The sequence below is a fragment of the Maribacter sp. HS genome, from assembly GCF_048059195.1.
Classification (GTDB): domain Bacteria; phylum Bacteroidota; class Bacteroidia; order Flavobacteriales; family Flavobacteriaceae; genus Maribacter; species Maribacter dokdonensis.
Genome location: NZ_JAYLVV010000002.1, coordinates 390,288 through 413,389, shown reverse-complemented (window position 1 = coordinate 413,389; position 23,102 = coordinate 390,288). Strand labels below are relative to the sequence as shown.

At 36.5% G+C, this 23,102-nt stretch carries 22 protein-coding genes and 1 other RNA gene; 13 read left to right on the top strand and 10 right to left on the bottom strand.

Features of this window, described 5'->3' with window-relative positions; translation table 11 throughout:
* Positions 1–2: 2 nt before the first annotated feature.
* A complete protein-coding gene (locus VBZ51_RS01925; RefSeq protein WP_416575891.1) occupies positions 3–2,477 on the bottom strand; it encodes a hypothetical protein in 2,475 nt (824 codons plus the stop codon).
* Between the two features lie 55 nt (positions 2,478–2,532).
* Complete coding sequence (locus VBZ51_RS01920) at positions 2,533–3,588, bottom strand: SMI1/KNR4 family protein (protein ID WP_416575890.1); 1,056 nt, start codon at positions 3,586–3,588, stop codon at positions 2,533–2,535.
* A gap of 211 nt (positions 3,589–3,799) precedes the next feature.
* Here VBZ51_RS01920 and VBZ51_RS01915 point away from each other — a divergent pair, with 211 nt between their 5' ends.
* The 5 genes from VBZ51_RS01915 to VBZ51_RS01895 all read left to right on the top strand — a co-directional run bounded on the left by VBZ51_RS01915 (position 3,800) and on the right by VBZ51_RS01895 (position 8,027).
* Positions 3,800–4,243, top strand: a complete 444-nt coding sequence (locus VBZ51_RS01915; RefSeq protein WP_416575889.1) for a hypothetical protein — start codon at positions 3,800–3,802, stop codon at positions 4,241–4,243.
* Between the two features lie 19 nt (positions 4,244–4,262).
* Entirely contained in the window at positions 4,263–5,168 is a 906-nt protein-coding gene (locus VBZ51_RS01910) for a DUF6892 domain-containing protein (protein WP_416575888.1), read from the top strand.
* 177 nt (positions 5,169–5,345) lie between these two features.
* Complete coding sequence (locus tag VBZ51_RS01905) at positions 5,346–5,987, top strand: hypothetical protein (protein WP_340157071.1); 642 nt, start codon at positions 5,346–5,348, stop codon at positions 5,985–5,987.
* Positions 5,988–6,035: 48 nt separating this feature from the next.
* Complete coding sequence (locus VBZ51_RS01900) at positions 6,036–7,277, top strand: hypothetical protein (RefSeq protein WP_416575887.1); 1,242 nt, start codon at positions 6,036–6,038, stop codon at positions 7,275–7,277.
* A 9-nt stretch (positions 7,278–7,286) separates the two neighbouring features.
* The gene (locus VBZ51_RS01895; protein ID WP_416575886.1) at positions 7,287–8,027 is read left to right on the top strand and encodes a DUF1963 domain-containing protein; all 741 of its coding nucleotides are present in this window, start codon (positions 7,287–7,289) and stop codon (positions 8,025–8,027) included.
* A gap of 56 nt (positions 8,028–8,083) precedes the next feature.
* On the opposite strand, the gene ssrA is transcribed toward VBZ51_RS01895, so the two are convergent.
* Positions 8,084–8,483, bottom strand: a transfer-messenger RNA (tmRNA) gene (ssrA, locus tag VBZ51_RS01890).
* 177 nt (positions 8,484–8,660) lie between these two features.
* Between ssrA and VBZ51_RS01885 the strand changes: the two genes are divergently transcribed.
* Together VBZ51_RS01885 and VBZ51_RS01880 are read left to right on the top strand one after the other, a co-directional pair.
* On the top strand, positions 8,661–9,857 hold the full coding sequence (locus tag VBZ51_RS01885; RefSeq protein WP_416575885.1) for an NAD(P)-dependent oxidoreductase: 1,197 nt from the start codon (positions 8,661–8,663) through the stop codon (positions 9,855–9,857).
* A 103-nt stretch (positions 9,858–9,960) separates the two neighbouring features.
* Positions 9,961–10,236 (top strand): hypothetical protein, encoded by a 276-nt coding sequence (locus VBZ51_RS01880; RefSeq protein ID WP_416575884.1) that lies wholly within the window; start codon positions 9,961–9,963, stop codon positions 10,234–10,236.
* A 79-nt stretch (positions 10,237–10,315) separates the two neighbouring features.
* Here the strand turns inward: VBZ51_RS01880 and VBZ51_RS01875 are convergent, their stop codons facing one another.
* The 4 genes from VBZ51_RS01875 to VBZ51_RS01860 all read right to left on the bottom strand — a co-directional run bounded on the left by VBZ51_RS01875 (position 10,316) and on the right by VBZ51_RS01860 (position 15,647).
* Positions 10,316–11,866 (bottom strand): PepSY-associated TM helix domain-containing protein, encoded by a 1,551-nt coding sequence (locus VBZ51_RS01875; protein ID WP_416575883.1) that lies wholly within the window; start codon positions 11,864–11,866, stop codon positions 10,316–10,318.
* Complete coding sequence (locus VBZ51_RS01870; RefSeq protein WP_416575882.1) at positions 11,863–12,165, bottom strand: hypothetical protein; 303 nt, start codon at positions 12,163–12,165, stop codon at positions 11,863–11,865. The genes VBZ51_RS01875 and VBZ51_RS01870 overlap by 4 nt, the downstream gene beginning before the upstream one ends.
* Before the next feature lie 343 nt (positions 12,166–12,508).
* Positions 12,509–13,228 carry a DUF4198 domain-containing protein gene (locus VBZ51_RS01865; protein ID WP_416575881.1) on the bottom strand — a complete coding sequence of 240 codons (720 nt, stop codon included), beginning with the start codon at positions 13,226–13,228 and terminating at the stop codon, positions 12,509–12,511.
* A gap of 85 nt (positions 13,229–13,313) precedes the next feature.
* On the bottom strand, positions 13,314–15,647 hold the full coding sequence (locus tag VBZ51_RS01860; RefSeq protein WP_416575880.1) for a TonB-dependent siderophore receptor: 2,334 nt from the start codon (positions 15,645–15,647) through the stop codon (positions 13,314–13,316).
* An 80-nt stretch (positions 15,648–15,727) separates the two neighbouring features.
* On the opposite strand from VBZ51_RS01860, the gene VBZ51_RS01855 reads away from it, so the two are divergent.
* On the top strand, positions 15,728–16,717 hold the full coding sequence (locus VBZ51_RS01855; RefSeq protein WP_058103719.1) for a helix-turn-helix domain-containing protein: 990 nt from the start codon (positions 15,728–15,730) through the stop codon (positions 16,715–16,717).
* Positions 16,718–16,742: 25 nt separating this feature from the next.
* Here VBZ51_RS01855 and VBZ51_RS01850 read toward each other — a convergent pair whose 3' ends face one another.
* Positions 16,743–17,645 (bottom strand): phospholipase A, encoded by a 903-nt coding sequence (locus VBZ51_RS01850; RefSeq protein ID WP_416575879.1) that lies wholly within the window; start codon positions 17,643–17,645, stop codon positions 16,743–16,745.
* Between the two features lie 85 nt (positions 17,646–17,730).
* Here VBZ51_RS01850 and VBZ51_RS01845 point away from each other — a divergent pair, with 85 nt between their 5' ends.
* Positions 17,731–18,111, top strand: a complete 381-nt coding sequence (locus tag VBZ51_RS01845) for a DUF1801 domain-containing protein (protein WP_416575878.1) — start codon at positions 17,731–17,733, stop codon at positions 18,109–18,111.
* Positions 18,112–18,157: 46 nt separating this feature from the next.
* Here VBZ51_RS01845 and VBZ51_RS01840 read toward each other — a convergent pair whose 3' ends face one another.
* Together VBZ51_RS01840 and kdsA are read right to left on the bottom strand one after the other, a co-directional pair.
* Positions 18,158–18,394 carry a hypothetical protein gene (locus VBZ51_RS01840; protein ID WP_305521553.1) on the bottom strand — a complete coding sequence of 79 codons (237 nt, stop codon included), beginning with the start codon at positions 18,392–18,394 and terminating at the stop codon, positions 18,158–18,160.
* Positions 18,395–18,441: 47 nt separating this feature from the next.
* Positions 18,442–19,260: a 3-deoxy-8-phosphooctulonate synthase gene (kdsA, locus tag VBZ51_RS01835; protein ID WP_091606340.1), complete on the bottom strand. Its 819-nt coding sequence runs from the start codon at positions 19,258–19,260 to the stop codon at positions 18,442–18,444.
* Positions 19,261–19,344: 84 nt separating this feature from the next.
* Here kdsA and VBZ51_RS01830 point away from each other — a divergent pair, with 84 nt between their 5' ends.
* The 4 genes from VBZ51_RS01830 to typA all read left to right on the top strand — a co-directional run bounded on the left by VBZ51_RS01830 (position 19,345) and on the right by typA (position 23,091).
* A complete protein-coding gene (locus VBZ51_RS01830; protein ID WP_215996432.1) occupies positions 19,345–19,911 on the top strand; it encodes a DUF3575 domain-containing protein in 567 nt (188 codons plus the stop codon).
* An 89-nt stretch (positions 19,912–20,000) separates the two neighbouring features.
* Positions 20,001–20,585 (top strand): hypothetical protein, encoded by a 585-nt coding sequence (locus VBZ51_RS01825; RefSeq protein WP_416575877.1) that lies wholly within the window; start codon positions 20,001–20,003, stop codon positions 20,583–20,585.
* A 52-nt stretch (positions 20,586–20,637) separates the two neighbouring features.
* Positions 20,638–21,183, top strand: coding sequence for a hypothetical protein (locus tag VBZ51_RS01820; protein WP_416575876.1), 546 nt, complete (start codon positions 20,638–20,640; stop codon positions 21,181–21,183).
* A 105-nt stretch (positions 21,184–21,288) separates the two neighbouring features.
* Positions 21,289–23,091 (top strand): translational GTPase TypA, encoded by a 1,803-nt coding sequence (gene typA / locus VBZ51_RS01815; protein ID WP_058103710.1) that lies wholly within the window; start codon positions 21,289–21,291, stop codon positions 23,089–23,091.
* The last annotated feature ends 11 nt before the right edge of the window (positions 23,092–23,102 follow it).

Below are 23,102 nucleotides of genomic sequence, written 5' to 3'. Positions count from 1 at the left end.
TTTTAAGCTTTTAAGAGGTTAACCACCTGCAACAATGCAGTTGTTAAGTTTTCTGGATAAGCTCCGGAATTTGCCATTGCCGCGAGTCCCATTTGGTAGGAGCTTGCCATTTTACTGTTTTTTGCCAATTTCACGAACAGGTTTCTGCACAGGTTTCCGTACGTTTCTAAAGGGGTTTCAGGAGCTAGGTTTTTATCAAGCAAGGTCATGTAAAGAGCTTGAATAAATTTGGCTTCAGTAGCAGATGTTTCCGATAACCAAGTTTTAAATTCTATTATGTTCTTATCCAATACTTCAAGGAGTTTGCTGTCACAGGTTCCTTCGGTTTTATAATTTTCTAAGTTATGTAAGACCGCACTGGCATATTTTGGGTCAAAGGTCATTTCTGAGCTATTAATCTGTGACTTTTGTAACTGCTCAACAAGAATTGCTTTCTCAGATTTTGATTCTTCTACTTTATGGTAGTCATGGTGTTTTTGAATGGACTCCTGTAATTTTTTGCGATGTGCAAAGTGTGCTTTACTGTAGATATACATATTTTCTGCCGTTTCTTTTGCCAGGTTGTGTTCCATTAATTCTTTAAGAAAGTCCTCTAGGTAGTTTTCAATATCCGTTTGGATGGATTGAAATAATTGGTTGGATTCAGCTTTCTGTTTGCTTTTTTTATGGAAATCAAAAAGATGCACTAAAGCCCGGTTTAAAAAGTGGCTGACATTTTCATCAAGTTCGTTGAGGTAGGCGGCACTGCGTCTACCTTGTGTATTTAGCATATGCGGAATCCAAACCGATTCGGTACCCAAACTATAATAATAGTCGCTTAAGAAATTATACCAGCTTTGCAGAAGCCCCAAAAACAAAGGGCGACTTTCATTTACATACTGTAATTGTGCATAATCATTACAAAGGTCTAGTACACTGGGATCAATATTTTTTAATGCCCAAATTTTATTGACAAGTGTAAAATCATTGGTTTCTGCAAATAGTGCCGTTAACGTTTTAACGACTAGGGGTAGGCATTCTTTTTTAACTTTATCATCCGCTTGTTTAGTGGAATATGCCATTTTTTCAAGATAAGCGAATAGCACTTTTTGGTTGTCTAAATCGAAAAGGGTAGCCAGCTTTTCGCGAGCATCATAAAAGGTTAGGATCAAAAACTGATTTAGAGGATCAGATAGGTTTGATGAGTCCAGGTCTGAAATCCATTTAGTCCGGTTGTTTTTAATTTGAAATATTTCTTCTATAAGATATTCTCCTTTTAGCTCAACATCTTCAATACCTAACCTAACTACCGGTAGTTTACCGGTTGAACCAGTACTTAGAAATCTTGAAAATAGGCTGTTGTATGGCTCAATTTGATCTGAAATACCTGATTTTGGATTACATTTTTCAAACCAAAACAAGATATATGCTACGGGAAGAACTGTGGAGCTTTCTACCGTTAAAATATGTTTGCCAAATGCTTGAAAAGCTTCGGTGTAAAAATTACTTCCGCTTTCTGCTTTTAGCCAATCTAAAAATCTGAGGTAGCATTGGTCTAGTTGATTTTGTGGAATATTTTTATCTCGGTTATTGAAAAGGAGCACATCGCCAGCATCCCATTCCTTTGTACCTAATGCAGAAATTAGCGGAAAAATACCGTCTTTGGTTTGCAGGTTCAACAAGGCTATACCTTCTTCTTCCATAAATAAGAAACGCTCATTTAGCGCTGTATGGGCTGCAAATACCAGATCCGTATGTTCTTGATAAAACTCGGCTAAGTCGCTACTTAACCAAGCGGTTATGATATTAAATGCATTTGGTTGGTAAACTTTACCTACGGGTAAAATTAGGTGAAGAGCGTTTACGAACTTATGCCAATCGCCTTTAAAAAAATGATGAACAAATTCATTGTCTATGCTGAATGAATTTTTTGTAAAACCATTGTCGGAATTAAGAACGTAATAGTTTCCCAAAAGAATTTGATGCGTTATGCAGTTTTGTATGATAAAATCTGAATTTACACAATCTCGAATATCAAATACCCTCCGAATCAAAAAATGGGCAACGGTTAGTGAAGCGTTAGATTCGCTTTGTACCAGTGCTTTTAAAACGCTGAAAATTTGTATACGTTCTTTTTCTGAAATCGCCTCGCTTTGAAGATAGCCTAGACTGAAATAAAGAAACTCAATTAGTTTTTCACTGCTTTTTTTGTCAGGATAAAATCCGTTTTCCAAGAGTGGCAGCCATGAGATCATGAATGCTATGCCTTCTTCTTCATTGGCATATACTTCTGGATGGTAGTAAATTTGTTGTGCCAGTTCCTCGGTAAACACGGCTTCATTATTTAAGTTGCCTATGCTGTTTTTTACTTGCTCTAATACCTTGGTGTCTTGGCAATCCTGTAGTTCTAAAACCTGTAACAAAGCTTTTGCAGCGGGTGCCGATAGCTGTGTTGTTTCTAACTTTGGGAGTATTTTATTCTTGAAAATTTCTAACATGTACCTAGATGTCTAATACGTTTTAAATGGATTTAGTTGGTAGTTTAACCATGAATTATTCACTGCTGAACCATTCATGATCTTGAATGTCACCGTCAACATCCATCAAGCTTTCTAAAAATAAATCCAAGCGATCAGCTTGTATGTAGCCAATTTCTTGGTCGGCACCAAAACGTATAATTTGACCCGCTGAACCCTTGGTATCCGGTGCAAAATCAAATGCCAGAAAATTTCCGTTTTGCAAATCGAAAAACGGAATCCAATACGGTGTAGTGTACATTAGCAGGGTTTTACCTTCGTTGGTACTATAGGTGTCTAGCAGTTCCTCTTGTGTCCAATCATTATAAATTCTGTACCAATCTTTCCATTCCTGTAAGATTTTCTCGGCACCCATAATCGCTGAGTTCTGTACGCCGTTATGTAGGGTTAAAAATTCTTTGATGATATTCGGAAATGGATATCCCGCTTCAGCCTCAAACTCCTCATAAATTGCATCATTGTTCTTTGGTGGAATAATTACGAGACCTTTGGCATGTACCAATTGCACAAAATGCTGCACCACTTTTTGAAAATTGCTTTTAGCTTCCAACTGAATATACGGCGCTATAAAATCCGCTTTTTCTTTTGCCAGTTTTTCAGCGATAAATGCATTGGGGATATGGTCCGAAATAAATAAACCGGACTTTTCAAATACCTGATTGTCCTTAAAATTGGAAATAGGCTGACTGCTAAAAGAATTGGCGCCAAAAAAATACACCTTTGCAGCGTTGGTTTCTTTTTTACGTGTTCTTTCATCTATAATAGTAAACCATTCTTTAAACAACGGTGTGCTTTCTATTTCGGCAGTAAAAACTTCTTTACTTTCTAAATATGCGATACCGTAGAATTTGTAATTGGATATATCATCTGGACTAATAAAAAGTAGCTTAATTACTTCTTTGTTCGTTGCTACTTTGAATGCATCTAATAGGGCATCGCAAAATGTAAAACTGTTATCAATATCTTCAGGGTCTTCTATCTGTGGCAGGGTGTTTACGGTCATTATATCAAAATGAAAATCCTCCCATTTCATTTGTTCTACATGGTCTGAAAACGCAATCTTATTTCTCATTTCAACCTATTTATTGGTGCTGCTAAGGTACCTGAGATTAATGGGGAGGCTATCCCCGAAAAGGGTGATTTTAATTTTTAAAAAAGAACGTTTAAGCCGAAATTCGGCATATTTGGGCAGCAATATCACTGAAAACGGTTAGCAAATTTTAAAGTTGAAGCATCATTTTTGTAGTTCATTTTAAACATCTCAAAACAATTCACCAGCACTTATGAAATTGGAATGGAGCGAAAGTTTTAAGCAAGATTTACCGGTAGACTATATTCATCTTCTACGGGATAATCCTAGGGGTGTTTTATTGAAAAATAGCAGCAGGTGGGATAAACGTACATGGAACCTAATGGGTAAAGTAGCCCTTTTGAAAAGATGGGAAATGAGTGGCGTTGGTAAAGCTGCCAACTATGAATGTTTAAAATTATACACCACGGTTCAAGAAGAAGCGGGGATGGAGTTCACCGCGCCTTCAGCACATTTTCATTCCGTAAAATTGGCACGTGTAGCTAAAGGTTTTGTTATAGGTGAGGAGAATGGAGATTACCTATATTTAGATCCAGAATGTAAATTTACGGTTTGGGCATATTACCATGATGGTGGCGAGGTAGCTTTACTTTCTAAATCCTTTAAAGAGCTTGTAAGAACCCAAAAACCTTTATAATCTAATATATAAATAGCTTATGGTTCATATAGAATTTTCTTCGGATAGTTTTACAATCAATTCCGTTGCAGTACAATTTCCTGTTTCAATAGGAGCATTAAAGGAGATTATTACCCCAGAATGTAGAGAACATAAAGGAAAGAATAATACACTTTTTGTTTGGGATGATTTAGGGATTATTGCGTATTCCTCTGATGGGGAATTAGTGAATTCCTTAGGGTTTGAATTTGAAATTTCAACCTATGATTTTAGTCATAAAACAATTTTTACTGGAACATTTAATTATAACGGTGAAGATATCCGTGAGTATTACAAAACCCATGAAAGCGAACGTGTAAAGACATTTAAGGGCGATGATTCTGGTGCTTTGGTGCAAAACGGATTAAGTGCGTGGTTCAGTGTAAAAAATGAACTTGTAAGAGCTATTGAAGTTAGTGCGCACAAACCTTATGTTCGTGGAGAAGGAATACCGGCAGACAAATACACCATTAAGCCAATTGATGAGGAGGAAATAGAGTTTGCCGATTTCGGATTCAAGCTTTCCATCATAGAAGAGTTGATGTATATAAAGGGATTATTGAAACCAAAATTCGATTTGTACGAGTTTGCAGATTGGTATAAGGATCGTGAAATAGATATTGATGAAGAAGGTTATGACCCCATAGATGAAGTAACCCAATACTTTAAAAAATTACCCATACCAAAACGTTTGGCACCCGAGATTACCGAAATTTATCAAGATGGGGGTAATGATATTTATATGAACCTTTCCCCTTTCTCCGGTGGTGCGGTTGAATTTTGGGATATTGAACGTAGCGATGATATTAAACACTTTCCCAATTTAAAGAAAGCTACGTTATGCTATGCAAAAGAGCATATATGTGACGAACTGATTATTCTTGGCGTTGATGCCGAGTGGATTTGATTGGTCGTGTAAATAACAATAATCAAAAAAGTACGCATAATTAGCGTGTTTTTTTCATTTAAAGGGAATTGTACACAGTAACAATAGAAATCTAGGAAATAAAGAATTCATTGGTTTCAGGGATATATGAAAACCATGCTAAGTATACATTTGATACCTATTATAACAGAAAAAATTATGGGTTTAGAAATTACAAGCGGAATGTTGGCAGAGTTTAAAGGTAGTGAGCCTGAAGCCTACAATGCTTATAAAAAAATCTTTCAAAATATCAATGTTGTTCTTGCTACAAATAATTTAGAACCGCATAATGAACCTGAGGAGATGGAAAATGAAGCGTTACAATTTGGCGGTTTTCCTTATAGTTTTTTGCACCATTTAAGACGATTTCTAGCACATGCTTGGGAAAATGAAGACGATGAGAATTGGAAGCCTAAGCCTTTTTCCCCAAATGAAGATCCTGGTGTAGATTCAGTTTTAGAAGATCACTATTCGTATATGGAAAGTCACTTGCTGACCCATTCAGATGCCGAGGGTTTTTATCTTCCCGTAAAAATGCCAGAAGTGCTTTTTGATATCGAAGAAGCTCGTGTACCCGGTGCCATGATCGGTTCATCTTACAGCTTGCTCGAAGAACTAAAAGGTCTCACTAAGTATTTGGGTATTGAGTTAGATGACAACAATGATATTATGAATGTTCAACAGTTAAATGAAATAATACAGAAAAATGGCGATTTCTGGATTGAAATTTTAGTATGCGCATCACTAATTGATGCTGCTAAATTTAGTATCAATAACAACACAGCTATTCTTTTTAATTAGAAGATAAACATAATCCGATCCATACTTAATAAATTAAAAAAATCAGGAATGAATATTGACGATATCAAAAAAGAATGGAATTCTAAAGGAAGTAAATATGCTTCTGATGTAAATAAAATGGTTGAATTTGGCGAAACCAATGGATGGGATAATTGGAAAGGGGAAGAGCCCGAAGATAAAAGAGATCATTTGGCAGAAGCTGTTTTTCAATTATTAAAAGAAGCAAATAATAACAATACTGTTAATGCCTTTAGAAATGATTTTCCACCTGCTCATTCTCCAATGGTGCAGTTCATGAAAGAGAAATCACAAAGCATACAGCAACTATTTCTTATAGATGATCAAAAAATTGTGTTCATGGTGGGTACCGCTTATCAGAAAAGACAAGCATATCTTCTAAAAGGTGACCAGGTCATTGCATTAGAAAGTACTATAGGCGCCATTGGTAAATCTAAACGTAATAATGTATTTGCCATTGTAACGAATAATACCATTGTAACCACCCAAGGTTGGGAAGGCAATATTATTGAAACATTTGAGCTAGAAACCGCAAAGAATCTGGGAATAACGGAATTGATTCCGTTCAATGACGGTAAAAAAGTACTTATGGTAACTTCTGAAGGTATTTTTATCATCACTCAAAATACCGAGAAAATGATTCACCCTTTACCTGACCCAGAGGATGAAGAATGGGAGCCATATATTGATATGGAGAATGCAACGCTTTCCAATGATAACACTTACATTGTTGTAGGTGACCAATGTAGCGATCATAGAATATTGGACCAAAACGGTACCGAGGTAGGTGCTGTTGGTCCGCAATCATCCTATCCGGATTTTTGCCTTTTTTCTAAAGATGATGATCAGTTGATAACCAATTCTTGCCACTTTTATAACGGTATTACTATTGGTGTAGCCACTACTGATTTTGAGAATTTATGTATCCCTGCCTATGAAGAAAGTGATCAGTATACCGTGGTAGATGAAGAAATGCGAGTGTATTGTGGTGTGGCAACAGCTACCTACTATATTTTGGGTGATGCCTTTGGGTATATTAGAGCAGTTGATACTAAAGGAAATTGTATGTGGAGATATTTTCTGGGGTCTACCATAAGTGGTATGACCATTTCTGATGATGAAAAAATACTATGGGTAGGATCGTCATCTGGTATGCTTCATAAATTACAATTAGATAAAGGACTTAGGGATGACCATACCATTGCAACGGGAAAACACTATGAAGAATTTAGGTTGGTCATTTGGAAAGAGGAACCAGTTTTAAAGTGGTAAAAGCGGACGATGGATATTAAAGATCTTAACGAGATTGTAATAGCAGGAAAATATGATTTGGACCAGAAGGATGATTATTTACGGTCGATTATGCTTCCTGCAATAAAAATTGAGCAAGCAACGGTTTTTGATGAAAAGGGGCTCAGTAAATATGGAGGAAATCCGCTAGTACCAGAGAATTTTGAATGGCCTAGGCATAAGTTTGGTGACTATAGATTTATAGCACAATTTAATCTAAGTGAACTACCACCAGGTGAAAACCAACTGCCAAAGAAAGGTTTGTTAAGCATATTTGTAGCGTACAATGAGGAAAATACAATGGCTTGGACAGATGATAACTATGCGAAGGTCTTCTATTTTGAAAATATTGAAGATTTAAAGCCATATGACAATCCTAATTTTCCAGATAAGTATTCATTAGATGTAATTTTTAAACAAGAAGTGGATATTCCTTTTAAGCCAGAACTGTACAAAACTAAAGGATTGAATAAAAGACAAGTAAACTATATCTGTACCAAGGTATTGGAGAAAACAGATAAAAAATACGATAGTTATTTATTAGGCTACCCTTATTATAATTCACTAAAAGCTGATCCAAGGGAAAATGAAAATTGGACATCATTATTAACCTTGCGTTATCAATCTGGTTTTGGTTTGTATTGGAACGGTCGTGGATATTTAATGCTATTTATAGAAAAAGAGAAATTGGTGAAAGGGGATTTTTCCAATGTTAAGTCTAATGCGGGGTAGGGTATAAGCTATATTTAAACGAATAAAACCACCCAAAAGGTGGTTTTATTTTTGTTTAGTGGAGCCGGAGGGATTCGAACCCTCGTCCAAACAAGCAATTAAAATGCTTTCTACATGTTTAGGATCTGATTAATTTTCGATGTGTACCTGACCAGAAACCGCCTAATACACACTTATCTTCTTAAGATTTTGGTGGTGTCGCCAAAGCGAGCGAACACCCTTATGTTGACTTTTCTGGTGCTCCTATAAGAATCGCCATCAACAAGGGCTATTCAGGAACATCTCGCTTCCCTACCTTGTAGGGACGAGGCTAATCTTACTATAATTCAGATTAAGCGGCAAGAGCGTAATTATTTTCGCCAATTAAAAGTGTGAAAAATGAGATTAACGAGCTGTTTCCCAGCGCTCGACATGCTTACATTCCAACTGGTCTCGCTGTCAAAACCGGTCGGCCCCAATATGTAAAAGAACTTTTTACTCTAATTAATGTTTTATGTCTTTTTAAAAACATAGGGCTAATAAATAGCGGGCAGCAAAGCTAACAAATCTTTAGCAACCGCTATAATTTTATTTAGACACAAGCTAAAGTGTTTCTATTTGTATAATTTAGTGCAATATTTATACCAAACCCATATGAAGTTCGGAATCATTAGAGAACGTAAGAATCCGCCAGATAAGCGTGTGGTTCTATCGCCAAAAGCATGTCAAAAAGTCTTAAAAACCTATAATAAGGCAGAAATAGTTGTAGAACCTTCCCTTATAAGAGCTTATGAAGATAATGCCTATAGTGATTTAGGTATTACTGTGGCTAATGAAATGGATCAGTGTGATGTTCTTTTAGGTGTTAAAGAAGTGCCTATTGATGCCCTTATTCCCAATAAAAAATACTTTTTCTTTTCCCATACCATTAAAAAGCAACCTTATAATAGAGATTTGCTCCGAGCCATTTTAGAGAAGAATATAGAATTGTACGACCATGAAGTGATTACCAATAAACAAGAGCAACGTGTTGTTGCGTTTGGCAGATATGCCGGTATTGTTGGAGCTTATAATGGTTTTAGGACATACGGACTTAAATATGATATTTTTCAATTACCAAAAGCTAATGATTTACCTGATCAACAAGCATTAATTGAAGCGCTTAAAAAATTGGAATTACCAAATATCAAAGTATTGCTTACCGGTAGAGGTAGAGTTGGTAATGGAGCTAGGGAAATGTTGGATGGTATGGGCATGAAACGTGTAAATGTTACCGAGTATTTAGAAGAAACCTTCAGCGAGCCTGTTTATTGTCAAATAGATGCCGGTGAATATAATAAGCGAAAAGATGGGGTACGCGGTAATAAAGCCAATTTTTTTGCGCACCCAGAAGAATACAAGTCTAACTTTTTTAGGTTTGCAAAGGTTACAGATTTCTACATTGCCGGTCATTTTTATGGTCAGGGCGCTCCATATCTATTTACTAGGGAAGATGCAAAACAAAAAGATTTTAAGATACGGGTTGTTGCAGATGTAAGCTGTGATATAGATGGTCCCGTGGCATCGACCATTAGACCTTCTACGATAGCAGATCCAATTTATGGCTATGATCCAGAGACGGAGTCTGAAGCAGATTTCAAAAATGAGCATGTTATTGCTGTTATGGCCGTAGACAATTTGCCATGTGAGTTACCTAGAGATGCTAGTGAAGGTTTTGGTGATGCATTTGTAAAAAATGTTATTCCTGCATTTTTTAATGGTGATAAAGACGGAGTACTTGATAGAGCAAGAATGACCAAAGACGGAAAACTTACGGAACGTTTTAGCTACTTAAAAGATTATATCTCTTAACTGATAGAAAATTAAAGTGTGTAACCTAAATTTATTAAATTTTAAATCAATTGTTAAGTAATTGTTAAATTAGAGTAATATTGTGGTCATAATTTAAAGTGCCATGAGATTTAATTGGATTTTAGGTGATACAGCTGATGAAAAATTACATAGGTGGTGTGTTGACCTGGAATATCAGTTAAGACCAAAAATCGTAAAATTCTTGATTACAAATTTTGAGAGTTTGGACGCTTGCTCAGATTTTTCATGTTTCCATTTTAATGTAGATGTTATTGCTAATAAAATAACAGTAAGTGAGCAAACGCCAGCGGCACACCGAAATGCCATTACAACAAAATTTGAGCAAGAAATTGGAACTCATTTTTCTGCGTTTTTATAAGGTTCTATTTATTAGCTAAAAATTGCTCTATAGAGAATTAAGTTGTTTATGATAACGGTATTTTTAATCAACTGTATTTTCAAGATTTTTTTTGCTTTGCATTCAATTTACTAAGAATAAGTAAACCAGTAATGCTAATTACAATCCAAAAGACATCGATAAACAGAATTTGGTCATAACCTTTTGCATGGCTCACCCAAAGCCAATTGCCAGAGCAAAAACCATTTGCAATAGGAATGGTCAGTCCAATTAAACTGCCTGAAAGTAAGGTGTATTTGTTGGTGAAATAATTGTCTTTTTTAATTACAAAGAAAATGGTAATTAGCAGCCATCCTATAAAATAAAATTGATACAATAATCCCATGCCCGCAGGATTAATGACCTGTACCAAAATAAATGATAAGGCCGTTATTGGGTATAGGCTTAGGCAAATCGCCAAATAGTACCGTACTACGGTTTCGTTAAACTTTCTTTTTTTAAGGGGTATGTTCTTTTTGTTTCTAGCGGTTAACCATATAAGTACACCGCTAAGTATTACAAAACATCCTATTAAACCAAGTATAAAAGAGATAATGCGTAAGCCATATCCCCCATAATCCCCATAATGCAACCTATAAAATATACCCTTAACGGCATCTAGGTACTGTATTTTTTTTGTGGGGTCTTTTACACTATGAACACTATCATCGGCTACGTTAAAAATAGTGTAACCATAACCGTTTATTTTGTCCTTAAAATCCAAGTTGCCACTTACCGATACGTGCATGCCCGTATCACCGTAGTTGAAGATATGTACTTCGTTTACTTTAAAATTGGTCCATTGATCTTTGACTTTGTTTACGTATTTGTTAATACTAACCGGACGGGTCAGTGGAGTATTCTGAAATTCAAATTCCGGATGAGCATATTCTAGGTCCTCATATAGCTTTTTGTCATCACCATCATATAATGTCAATACAGTAGGCGCAACCAATAGTACTTTTAACATAAAGAACGTTCCGGTTACGGCATAAACGAATTGAAAAGGAAAACCTATAACGCCCAAAGCTGTATGGGCATCTGTCCACACGGTTTTTAGTTTGGTCATTGGTCTAAATACGTAGAAATTGGAAATGATCTTATCCCAGTGTACTATAATACCGGTTAACAGCGCAAACAGAAAAAAGAATGCTACAAAACCAGATAAATAATACCCAAAAGGGTGGGGCAGTTGTGCAAAAAAGTGCAGTCTATACAAGAACTCCCCCAATGTATATGAGCTAACGTAGTCTGTAGTAGATGCATCTTTGGTATTCAAATAATAAAATGAGCCTGCGGCATCCTCTTTGGTTAGCAAAGTATCTTTGGAGCTGCCTAAATTCACCCCAATATTCTGTTCGTTGTAATAGTGCCTTAATTCAATATCCCTTCCATACAGGTTTTTCTCGGTTGACATGTGTTGAAAGGTCTCATCAAAGTTCAACTGTATTTCATCAGGAATTTCTACGGTATGCCCACGTTCCCAATTGGCAATCTCATCTCTAAAAAATGAAAATGAACCTGTGAAGAAAATAACGTAAAGTGCTACACTGATAACGATACCACTAACGGTGTGTAAATGAAATAGAATGTTATAAGTTCTTTTGTTCATTGTAGAATTGGATTTAAAGCTTTGCCGTAAAACATGATAATTGCCAAAATGATGGATGTAAGCAGGTAAATACCCCAAATTTTCCAGCCGTTTTTTGCTAAAAACGCTACAATCATTAAAACTGCCCACAGAATAAGTGCGCTATAGGTACTGGTTATGATTACGGTCACATGATCAAACCAACTGGCAACTGCCAAATGAAAAAGTACAGATACTATAAAACCGCCAAGAAGAGCTGCGGTAATTTTTGAGAAACGTGGCCAGAAAGACGGATTCAGGTATTTTGAATTAGCGGGCATATCAGAGAAGTGAAAATTCGATCAAGAATATGAATAGAACGGTTGGTATTAAGGTTTTGTAAGTAATTAGGTGTAAGGGCTGTAACAAGATTACAAGACTTGCAATGGTCATTAAAATGACAGAAAAAGTAAAAATACCTGAACCCCAACCAAAATGGTAAATGGTTAGGGAACAGGCAAATAGTAGCAAGACATAACCTAAAGAATTTGCTACTTTACTTTTCTTTTGACACCAGTTTTCAATATGTAAGTGTACTGGCACTTTTTGTCTTTTAGTTGTGGCGTAACCCAAATAAAAACCAGTAAAACAAAGTATTAGAATTGCGGTGATCATTGCTAGAGGTTATTTTGAAATACAATAGGTGGCACAGTGCCATATAAATTCATATTCCTTACCATTGAATGTGCCGGGAACACGTTCTTCAAAAGTGGTTTCCATAGTATATTTGGTGTTCCAGGGCAAAGAGAAACTTACTTCTCCATTTTCATCTGTTTCTATGGTTTTGCTCCATAGGTCAGATACATATAGTTTAAATTCATTTTTAGCTAAGGGTTTACCTTTAAATAGTACTTGTAGTGTAATTTGACTATCGGTGCCGGGTAGTTCTTTGATAACGATACCATCTTGGTTCAAAGTTTTAGTAGCTGTGGCTTGGTCGCCCACTTGAACTTTTGCTGTCGATTGATAGTGTGTTTTAAAAATACCGAAATCCCATTCTGTATAATCTAGCACTTCTATATCATCATTGTTTAGGGCAACGGTATATGTGCCATTTGTATTTGGGATAAAATGGGCTACATAATATTCTTCCTTGGAAGAAATTTTCAATGCTGTTTTTTTACCGTTAGGATGTATAAGCCATAATGTAAACTTTGAAACGGATGGGTAGTTTTCACCTTTTACTTTTTCAATAACCCCATAAGTGTATTCTCCAAAGTATACACGTACCTCTTGTTCTTTGTTTAGACTGCCGGTACGGTCCGTTTCAAGCCATAAATAATGGGCGAACATGGGCGATATGGAAAATAGTAGTAAAGTAAGTGTAATAAATGTTTTTTTCATGTTTATTTTTTTAAGGCTACACCCCCGGTAAAACCGAGGGGATAACCAATTTGAACTAACTCAACAAAAAATTGTATGCTGTTCTTTAAAAATTATAGGTTACGGTAACTCTACCATTAATACCGGGTTCAGATTGCCAGTATAAATAAGCAGCGTAATTAGATCCTGAATAGAGGTATTCATCTAGTAGGTTGTTCACGTTGATCTGTACCCTAAGTTTGTCGTTGCTCCATGACAAGGCTCCGTCTAACCTGAAATAATCTGGTAATTGAGATTCATTGTCCGCTCCCCAAGACCAGGTAGAACGGTCTATTTGATATTGATACCCTAATGAGCCACCAAAACCGTGAAGTTTGGATTCTTCAGAGAATTTATAATTAAGCCAGCCGTTGGTAATGTGTTTTGCATGACCGGCTACACGTTGACCAATATTTTCTGGATCGGTATCTTCCGTAATTTCAACGTTGGTATTAGCGTAGTTGAGTATAACATTCAACTCAGGGGTTACCTCGCCCTGCAGGTCAAACTCAATACCTTTAGATTGTATTTCACCTAACTGTATAGAGAAATTAGGATTTTCTGGATCGGTGACCAATACGTTTTCTTTGGTAATCTGGTAAGCACCCAAGGATGTTCTTAACCTTCCGTTGAAAAAACTCTTTTTAAGACCTCCTTCAATATCGTTTGCATCAACGGGATCAAATGCTTCCCCGCTGAAGCTTACGCCATTTTGACCAATGAAAGAGCGGTCATATAGACCATAGGCGCTTAGTGTAGGTAATATATCCACACTTAAACCTATACGTGGCGTAATTTTAGAATCTGTTTCATCTTTACCCCTTGTGAACAGGTGAGTGTATCTTCCGGCAAGGGTTAATCTTGCTTTATTGTTGAAGAAACCTATTTCATCTTGCAGATATACAGAGCGATTAATTCCCCCGTAATTGTAAATATTGTCTCTGTATTGTACCGGGGTAGATTTGTCAAAAATAGGAAGTTCGGTATTTCCGTAAACAGGGTTGTAAATATTGAAGGGTTGATCAACATCCGTTAAGCCGAATTGATTAAAATCTGCCCAATATTCTTTTTGGCTATAGTCAAATCCTCCCAGTATATTGTGATTTATACCACCTGTATGGAATGCTCCGGTAATATAACTTTGAAAATATTTTCCAACGGATAAGGCATCCCAATTGCTAATGTACCTTACAGCATCTCCATTTTCCTCTAAAGACCAGACCCAAGTAGAATTTCCTACTTGATCATAGCGTAAAGAACCAAATTTTGTTTCCCAGCTCCAATCTTTATTAAAGTAGTGTTTTATGGTTCCAAAGAATGTTACTTCTTGAATTTCTGATGCTGGATAGTTGGTATCGGTAAATTTAAAATCTCTATCTAAACTACCGTAGCCATCATCATTAGGGGCAAAAACATAAGCGGCACCCATATAACTTTCTGCCTGTTGTACATTTAATTCTGCCGTTACAGCTGTTTTTTGGGAAAGCTTGTAGGTTAGGGCAGGGGCAAAGCCATAACGCTCAGCGTCTTCATTGCCTCTATGGCTGTCAGCTGTTTGGTACATGGCATTAAAACGGTACAATAACTTTCCGTTTTCTGTTGCCTTGCCGCCAAGGTCTAAAGTACCTCGGTAATTGTCAAAACTACCGGCCATCAATGAAACTTGACGAATAGTTCTTTCCGTAGGTTTTTTGGTTACTACATTATAAAATCCGCCTGGTTCACCGGCAGACATCATAAAACCTGCAGGACCTTTTACAAATTCTATCTGGTCAACAAAGGCCATGTCCTCTGATAATGGACCCCAGGAGTCTTGTACGTTGAAACCGTTTCTAAATGCAGGTAATCTAAATCCTCTCATATTCACCCTGGCAAAATTCCCCCAGTGCTCTAACATGGTTACACCAGATACGTTTCTGATCACCCCATCCATAATACTCGTAGCCTGCTGATCTTGCAATAGTTCACTACTGATGATTTGAATGTTTTGGGGTAGTTTAGCTACTTCTGTTTTTAGACGCAAGGAGGAGGAGGGTGTTTTTACCGCGTATTTGTTATGATGGCCTTTTACCACCACTTCATTTAATTGTTCACTTTTCTCCGGTAACGATACATTCGGTATTTCTTTTATTCTATTGGCAACTACGTTTACTTGTACCTGTTTGGTATCATGCCCCATGATGGAGAATGTTAAGGTGTATGCGCCAGGTGCCAGATCGGTTATCTCAAATTTACCTTTGGCATCTGTGGTAGTACCTAAGCTTGTATGTGAAATAGTGATGTTCACATTTGAAAGTGGTTTATTATTTTGATCAACTACCGACCCTGAGACTCCTGCAGACTGCGCAAAAGTGCTCAATGTGCCTATGAACAAGATCAGTATAGTGTAAAGATTCTTCATTTAATATTTGTTATTTTTAATTAGTCTAAATAAATTTGAAGCGAATTTATGACCTTGTTGTGGATTAGAAATGACGTGAAATGATAAAAAAAAGACGCAGTTTTACAGATGTACAGATTGTTGATTTATCTGAGACCAATAAAATCTCGTATAGTGAAATTGCCGATTGTGTTGAGGTAAAGCAGAACAATGATATTGACCATAAGGTATACCGTATAAAAGATTCATTTGGGCAAGGCCGTATAGATGTAATACAAATTGAAGATGTTTGTATATCTGCAATGCATTTTAGGTTACAGAAAGATATTATCTTAAAACAACAGCTAACTATAGATTTTGTGCAGCTTACTTTTTTAATTGAGGGTGAACGGGTAATATCTGTTGCAGGTTGTGAAGATATTTTTTTAGGTAGCGGTGATTCTTACATGGCAAATATTAAATCTTTTCATGGCACGTCTAAGATTGCAGGGAACAAAACTTATAAGGAAATTAAAGTAAGGTTGTCTAATGCGTTCTTAACAAAACATGGTTTTTTCAATGATCTTAAATTAAAAGAACTTATAGATGATAATTTGGTAGTACCCATTTCTAATGAGATGATGGTAATTCTTGAATCTTTTGATACGCTTAGTTTAGAAGGTACGGCAAGACTAATTTATTTGAAGGCTAAGGTTTTTGAAATGTTGGCCATACAAGTTTCCAATTATAAGAAAGAGCATTATAAGAACAACTCGGTTCAAAATAGTCACAGGGTAAAGAAACTTTTAAGTGTCAAAAAAAAGATCAGTGATAATTTAGCCATTAATTATTCGGTGGCTACATTGTCTAAAGAAGTGGGTATGAATAAAACCCTGCTGAACAGGGAATTCTTGCGGGTTTTTGGACAAACCGTTCATGAATATAGTATCAATAAAAAAATAGAAAAGGCTAAATTACTTCTGGTGAACACTGATTTGCCTATTTATGAAATTGCGGAGCAAATAGGTTATAAGAATGCAACCCATTTTTCTGCAGCCTTTAAGCGTCAAGAAGGTACTACGCCCAAAAAATTTAAAACCAATATTCAGTAAACGACATTGTGTATTGGCTAGGTTACTAGTTTATTAAAGAGACGCCTATGCCAAGGGTTGTTTGTCGGTGATTGTAATCTATAAGCGTTTCTCCATATCCATCAAAAAACTGTACATGGCCATTGAAGTTTTTATGAATTGGAAAAGACCAGTTCAACTGTAGGCTTCCCCTGCTTTTATCTCCTAAATTCAGTGAATGCCGGGCTATGGCTCTAAAACGTTGCCTGCCCCAATCATAGGTAACGTCGGCTTCGCCTCTTCCTATGTAATCAGATATATTTTCGTTATCGTCAATTTTGCTTCCCACACGTAACCATGGTTTTAGCATTACCTGCCAGTTACCTTTTTCAAAACCGGCGTGCAAGGCAATACGGTTCCAGCTTCGGGAGATGGGATCTGACTGTCCGTTTGATTCATGAATGACCGAAACACCCACCATTTTTGCATCAAATCCGAGAATGGGAAACTTAATTGGGAAATTGGCTATGATTTCTGGCTTATAATTCAGTTCTCTAAAAGGTCTTGAGCGCTCGGTATTATAAATTTGCCAGTAGGCAGTTTGTGAGTAACCCATCCAAAGATCCATTCGCCCGCCCAGCATATTATGAAAAATCTTTGTTTTTAAACTGATTTGAAATTTTGCTTCAACAGCATTTAAACTATTGGGTTCGTCTAGGACTTTATCTGAATTTTCGGCTACAGGAAACTCGTTAGGGTTTGTAGAATATTTAGCCAATGTCATGTAGATAGGCTTATAAGAGGTAAGGATAAAATTACCACGATGATGTTCATCATCTAGCTCCCACAACTCCGTCAAGGTCTTACTATTATTAAAATACCAATTATCATCTTCACTATCTTGTGAAAAACCTGTGGTACAGCCAAATATTAAAATAGAGAAAAATAAATAAGTTGTTTTTAAGCTCATGATAAATTATAAAGTGGCAAAATTATATATTTGATTAGAATTCATAGTCGTATTCGTGCGATATCTTAATGCAATTGATAGAGATATGAACCCAGCAGAGCACTATATTTATAACCAACCGGAACCGTACAAAGGTATTTTAATGCATCTACAAATGATGATCGAAACAACCTTACCAGGTGTTGAACTAAAATTTAAGTGGAATATACCTTGTTTTTACATTGGGAAATCTCCCATTTGTTATTTAAATGCAAATCATAAAAAAAAGTTTGTAGATATTGCTTTTTGGAATTCTGCTCACCTTACCAAACATTTGAACGTACTAGTTTCTGAAAACAGAAAAGTAGTACGTTCATTACGTTACACTACCTCAAAGGAAATAGATAACGATATTTTAGTTGATGTTTTACAAGATGCTTATTCCGTTCGTAAAAATGGGTTTTATAAGCAAAAGGATTTACTTTGATTGTAAATGTTTAGTACTATAAACCTTATTTAATAGTTGGATTTCACTATTTTTCTCTAACTATAACGTAGTAAATTACATAAAACCAGCCCAAGATTCCGTGTAATAGCGCATACAGAATTGATTTGTTTCTGTCCCATGAAATTACAATAGCAAGTGCGCTACCTATCCCAATTCCATTAGTAACTACAGTTTGTGTCATTCTGGTACTTCCTGTTTGTTGACCAAAGCTTGCTATGGAGAACAATAATAGTATGGTTAAAATAGGTATTACTTTATTCATTTCGTTCTAAATTTATTTAAAGAATTGTTATTAGCTATTATAAAAATTTAAAACTCATTAACAACTGCTCTTAACGCCACTAAATCTGTCAATAACTTTTTCATTAATCCTAAGTCTAACATATTGGCACCATCACTCTTGGCATTGGCACAATCAAAATGCGTTTCAATGAATAGTCCGTCAACTCCCGCAGCAACACCAGCGCGAGCCATGGTGCCGATCAAAGCTGGTCTACCACCAGTTACGCCAGAAGATTGATTGGGTTGTTGTAAAGAATGGGTTACATCTAATACCACGGGAGCAAATTGTTTCATGGTAGGTACACCTCTAAAATCTACGATCATATCTTGGTAACCGAACATGGTTCCACGATCGGTGATGATAGCTTGCTCGTTTCCGGTTTCGGTAACTTTATTTACGGCATGCTTCATACTTTCCGGACTCATAAATTGCCCTTTCTTTATGTTGACCGTTTTTCCGGTTTCGGCAGCGGCAACAACTAAATCGGTCTGGCGGGCTAAAAATGCAGGTATTTGCAATACGTCTACATATTCGGCAGCCATAGCGGCATCTTGTTCTGTATGTATATCGGTAACCGTAGGGACTTTAAAGGTTTCAGAAACCTTACGTAAAATTTTTAGAGCCTTTTCATCTCCAATGCCAGTAAACGAATCCAGCCTACTACGGTTGGCTTTTTTAAAACTTCCTTTAAATACATAGGGTATTTTAAGCTCATCGGTTATGGTCACAATATGCTCTGCAATGCGCAATGCCATATCTTCACCTTCAATGGCACAGGGTCCAGAGAGAAGAAAAAAGTTGTTACTGTCCGTATGTTTTATTTGGGGTATAAGAGATAGGTTCATTCGTCGAATATTTTTAAACAAAGATACTATTTTAAGAAGCTTACTGTTCTATTAGGATAAGATTGTCGAAATCAAAAAATCTGAATGAAAATCAAACAATTTACTTTATTAATAGTGCTGGCGTTTGTTGCATCTAATATACATGCTCAATTTGGTAAAAATTGTGAGCTCAGGCAAGTAAAGATCAACCTTATAAATCCCGGTCTAGAGTATGAAATGGCATTGGGTGCCAACACTACTTTTGATATTAAAGCTGGTATTCAAGTGGCATTAGATCCATTGTTGCCAGATGTTTATGATGAATTGGGTGTTTTTCCGGCAGTTGCCGCTCAGTATAGGTATTATTACAACTTTGAAAAACGACAACGCAATAGAAGACAGATTTATGGCAACTCTGCCAATTACATAGCACCGGCTGCAGCTGTGTTTTTTCCAAGTCCTAGAACTATTGCCAATGAAAATGTAAAAGGTGCTTTTGGGTACGCAGGTTTGGTTACAGGTTTGCAACGTAGTTATGATAGTGGTTTTAATTTTTCAGTAGATGTTGGTGCGGGCTATTACGCTGGGCAGTTTGAGGGCGGAATCTATCCGGTTGCCAACTTAAGTATTGGCTGGATCATCAGTGAGAAACGTTGGTGTGTGGGTAGGTAATATCTTACCTTTTTTCTTAATATTTCTTTAAATCAAGTGTTTACCTTTTTTTAATCTTGTAGTTTTAGTTGCAACATCAATCAATCTACATGAAAAAAATCACACTTGTTTTACTGTTCTTATCGGTTTCCTTGTCCAATGCACAAATAAGGGATTTCTCGGAAAAAGGTAACGGACTCATCAATCTAGAGCGTCATCAATTCACCATTAATCTATTGGGACCAGGTATTAGGTACGAGCTAGGGTTGTTTAAAAATGTAAGTGCTTCTACAAGTTTTACTCCAGCATTTGCAAGATATCAAGAAGGCTATGCTTTGGGTTATGCATGGCATACCAGAATTAGATATTACCATAATTTTCAAGAGCGTTTAGATGTCAATAAGAATGTAATAGGTAACTCTGCAAATTACATTGGTCCTGCACGGAGCATTTTCTGGGAGCCTGTACAGTTTACAGATAATATCTCTGCCGGAAATAGTGATTATGCCTTTGCATTCTATGGCGGAGTATACGGTATTCAGCGAACCAACAGAAAAGGGTTCAATGTAAATGCAGAAGTGGGTTATGGCTATTTTGATTCAAAAACTTTAGATAGCGGTCATGGCTTTTTGCTTAATGTGACCTTTGGATGGGTCGCTACCAAAAGAAAATCCAGAAAGCCCACTTTTGATTGATCTGGTCTGGTATTTGATATACATCCCGCATAAAATCAAATCAATCTACATTATGAAAAAAACCATTTTTTTATCCGTTATTCTGTTATCAGCTTTTTATTTGAATGCACAATCTGTTAAGCATGTGGAAGATGGACTTTTTAAAGTTAATGCCTTAGCACCAGGGATATCTTATGAACTAGGGGTCGCTGATAAAACTACTTTGAATTTAGAGGCGTTCTTAGGATTTGCACTTAATGGCGGTACAGATAGGGAGACCAGGTTTGGATTATATCCTGGTCTAGAAGCAGATGTAAGGCAATACATAAATTTTAATAGAAGATTAAATAATGGAAAGAATATATCTGGCAACTCGGGCAACTACATTGCATTTTTAAATCAACTTCAATTGGGTACGCCAATAATTGGTGATTTGGAATACGCCTCGGATTATTTTTATAACGGTGCTTTAGTATATGGTATTCAGCGTACTTACAGAAAAGGATTCTATTGGGGCTTGGCTTTTGGTCCCGGTATTTTTGTTGATGATTTTTATAAGGATGCAGGTATTTTAATAGATGTTAGACTTGGTTGGGTTGTAGGTGGTATAAAAAAGTAGCATGCCTATAAGGGAACTCTCTCAAAATCAATAAGATAAAAATAACATAAGTTTAAGTGTAGCTATAAATATTTAAAGTATCTTTGCACGCTTAAATAAGACCTTATGTCCACTACTACAAAGAATATTGCGATCATTGCGCACGTTGACCACGGTAAGACCACCTTGGTAGACAAAATAATGTACCACTGTAGCTTGTTTCGTGAAAACGAGAATACAGGTGATTTAATTTTGGATAATAACGACTTGGAAAGAGAGCGTGGTATTACCATTACATCCAAGAACGTTTCCGTTGTATATAAGGATACTAAGATTAATATAATAGATACTCCTGGTCACGCCGATTTTGGTGGTGAAGTAGAGCGTGTATTGAACATGGCCGATGGTGTTTTGTTATTGGTTGATGCTTTTGAAGGACCCATGCCACAAACACGTTTTGTATTACAAAAAGCAATTGATTTAGGTTTAAAGCCATGCTTGGTAATTAATAAGGTAGATAAGGAAAACTGTACTCCAGAGGAGGTGCATGAAAAAGTTTTCGATTTGATGTTCGAGCTTGGTGCAGAAGAATGGCAGTTAGATTTCCCTACAGTATACGGTTCTGCAAAGAACAACTGGATGAGTACCGACTGGCAAAATGAAACTGAGAACATTGAGCCATTGTTAGATATGGTAATTGAGCATATTCCTACTTTTGAACCAAAAGAAGGAAACACTCAAATGTTGATTACATCATTGGATTTCTCTTCATTTACAGGTAGAATCGCTATCGGTAGATTGCAAAGAGGTACATTGAAAGAAAATCAGCAAATTTCTTTGGTGAAGCGCGATGGTAGCATTGTGAAATCCAAAATAAAGGAATTGTACGTTTTTGAAGGTCTTGGCCGTAAAAAGGTACAAGAAGTTGAAACGGGTGATATTTGTGCTTTGGTAGGAGTTGAAGGTTTTGAAATTGGTGATACCGTTGCCGATTTTGAAAATCCAGAGGCATTGAAGACCATTGCTATAGATGAGCCAACAATGAGTATGTTGTTTACCATTAACGATAGTCCGTTCTTTGGTAAAGATGGTAAATTCGTTACTTCTCGTCATATCAACGACAGACTTCAAAAAGAATTGGAAAAGAACTTGGCGTTACGTGTAAACGAAACGGACAGTGCGGATAAATTCTTGGTATTCGGTCGTGGTGTATTACACCTTTCAGTTTTAATTGAGACCATGCGTCGTGAAGGGTATGAATTACAGATCGGTCAGCCTCAAGTTATTATAAAAGAGATCGATGGTGTAAAATGTGAGCCTGTTGAGGCATTGACCATAGATTTACCGGAAGCAGTATCTGGTAAAGCGGTTGAAATGGTTTCTATGCGTAAAGGTGAAATGACCAGTATGGAGGCTAAAGGCGATCGTATGGTATGTGAGTTCATTATACCATCTAGAGGAATTATTGGTCTTCGTAACCAATTGTTGACTGCTACGGCGGGTGAGGCTATTATGGCACACCGTTTCTTAGAGTACCAACCAATGAAAGGTGAAATTCCACAAAGACAGAATGGTTCCTTAGTTTCTATGGAAACAGGAAAGGCTATTCCTTATTCAATAGATAAATTACAGGATAGGGGTAAGTTCTTTGTTGATCCAGGTGAAGATATTTATGAAGGTCAGGTAATTGGTGAGAACTCTCGTGGAGATGATATGACCGTGAACATTACCAAAACTAAAAAACTATCTAACGTACGTTCTTCAGGTGCAGATGATAAAGCCAAGATCGTACCTGCAATAAAATTCTCATTGGAAGAAGCTTTAGAATATATTCAAAAAGATGAGTATGTTGAGGTAACTCCTAAGTTTTTACGTTTACGTAAAATCTATTTAACGGAGAACGAGCGTAAGCGTAATAAAATAGCTTAAAATAAAAGTTC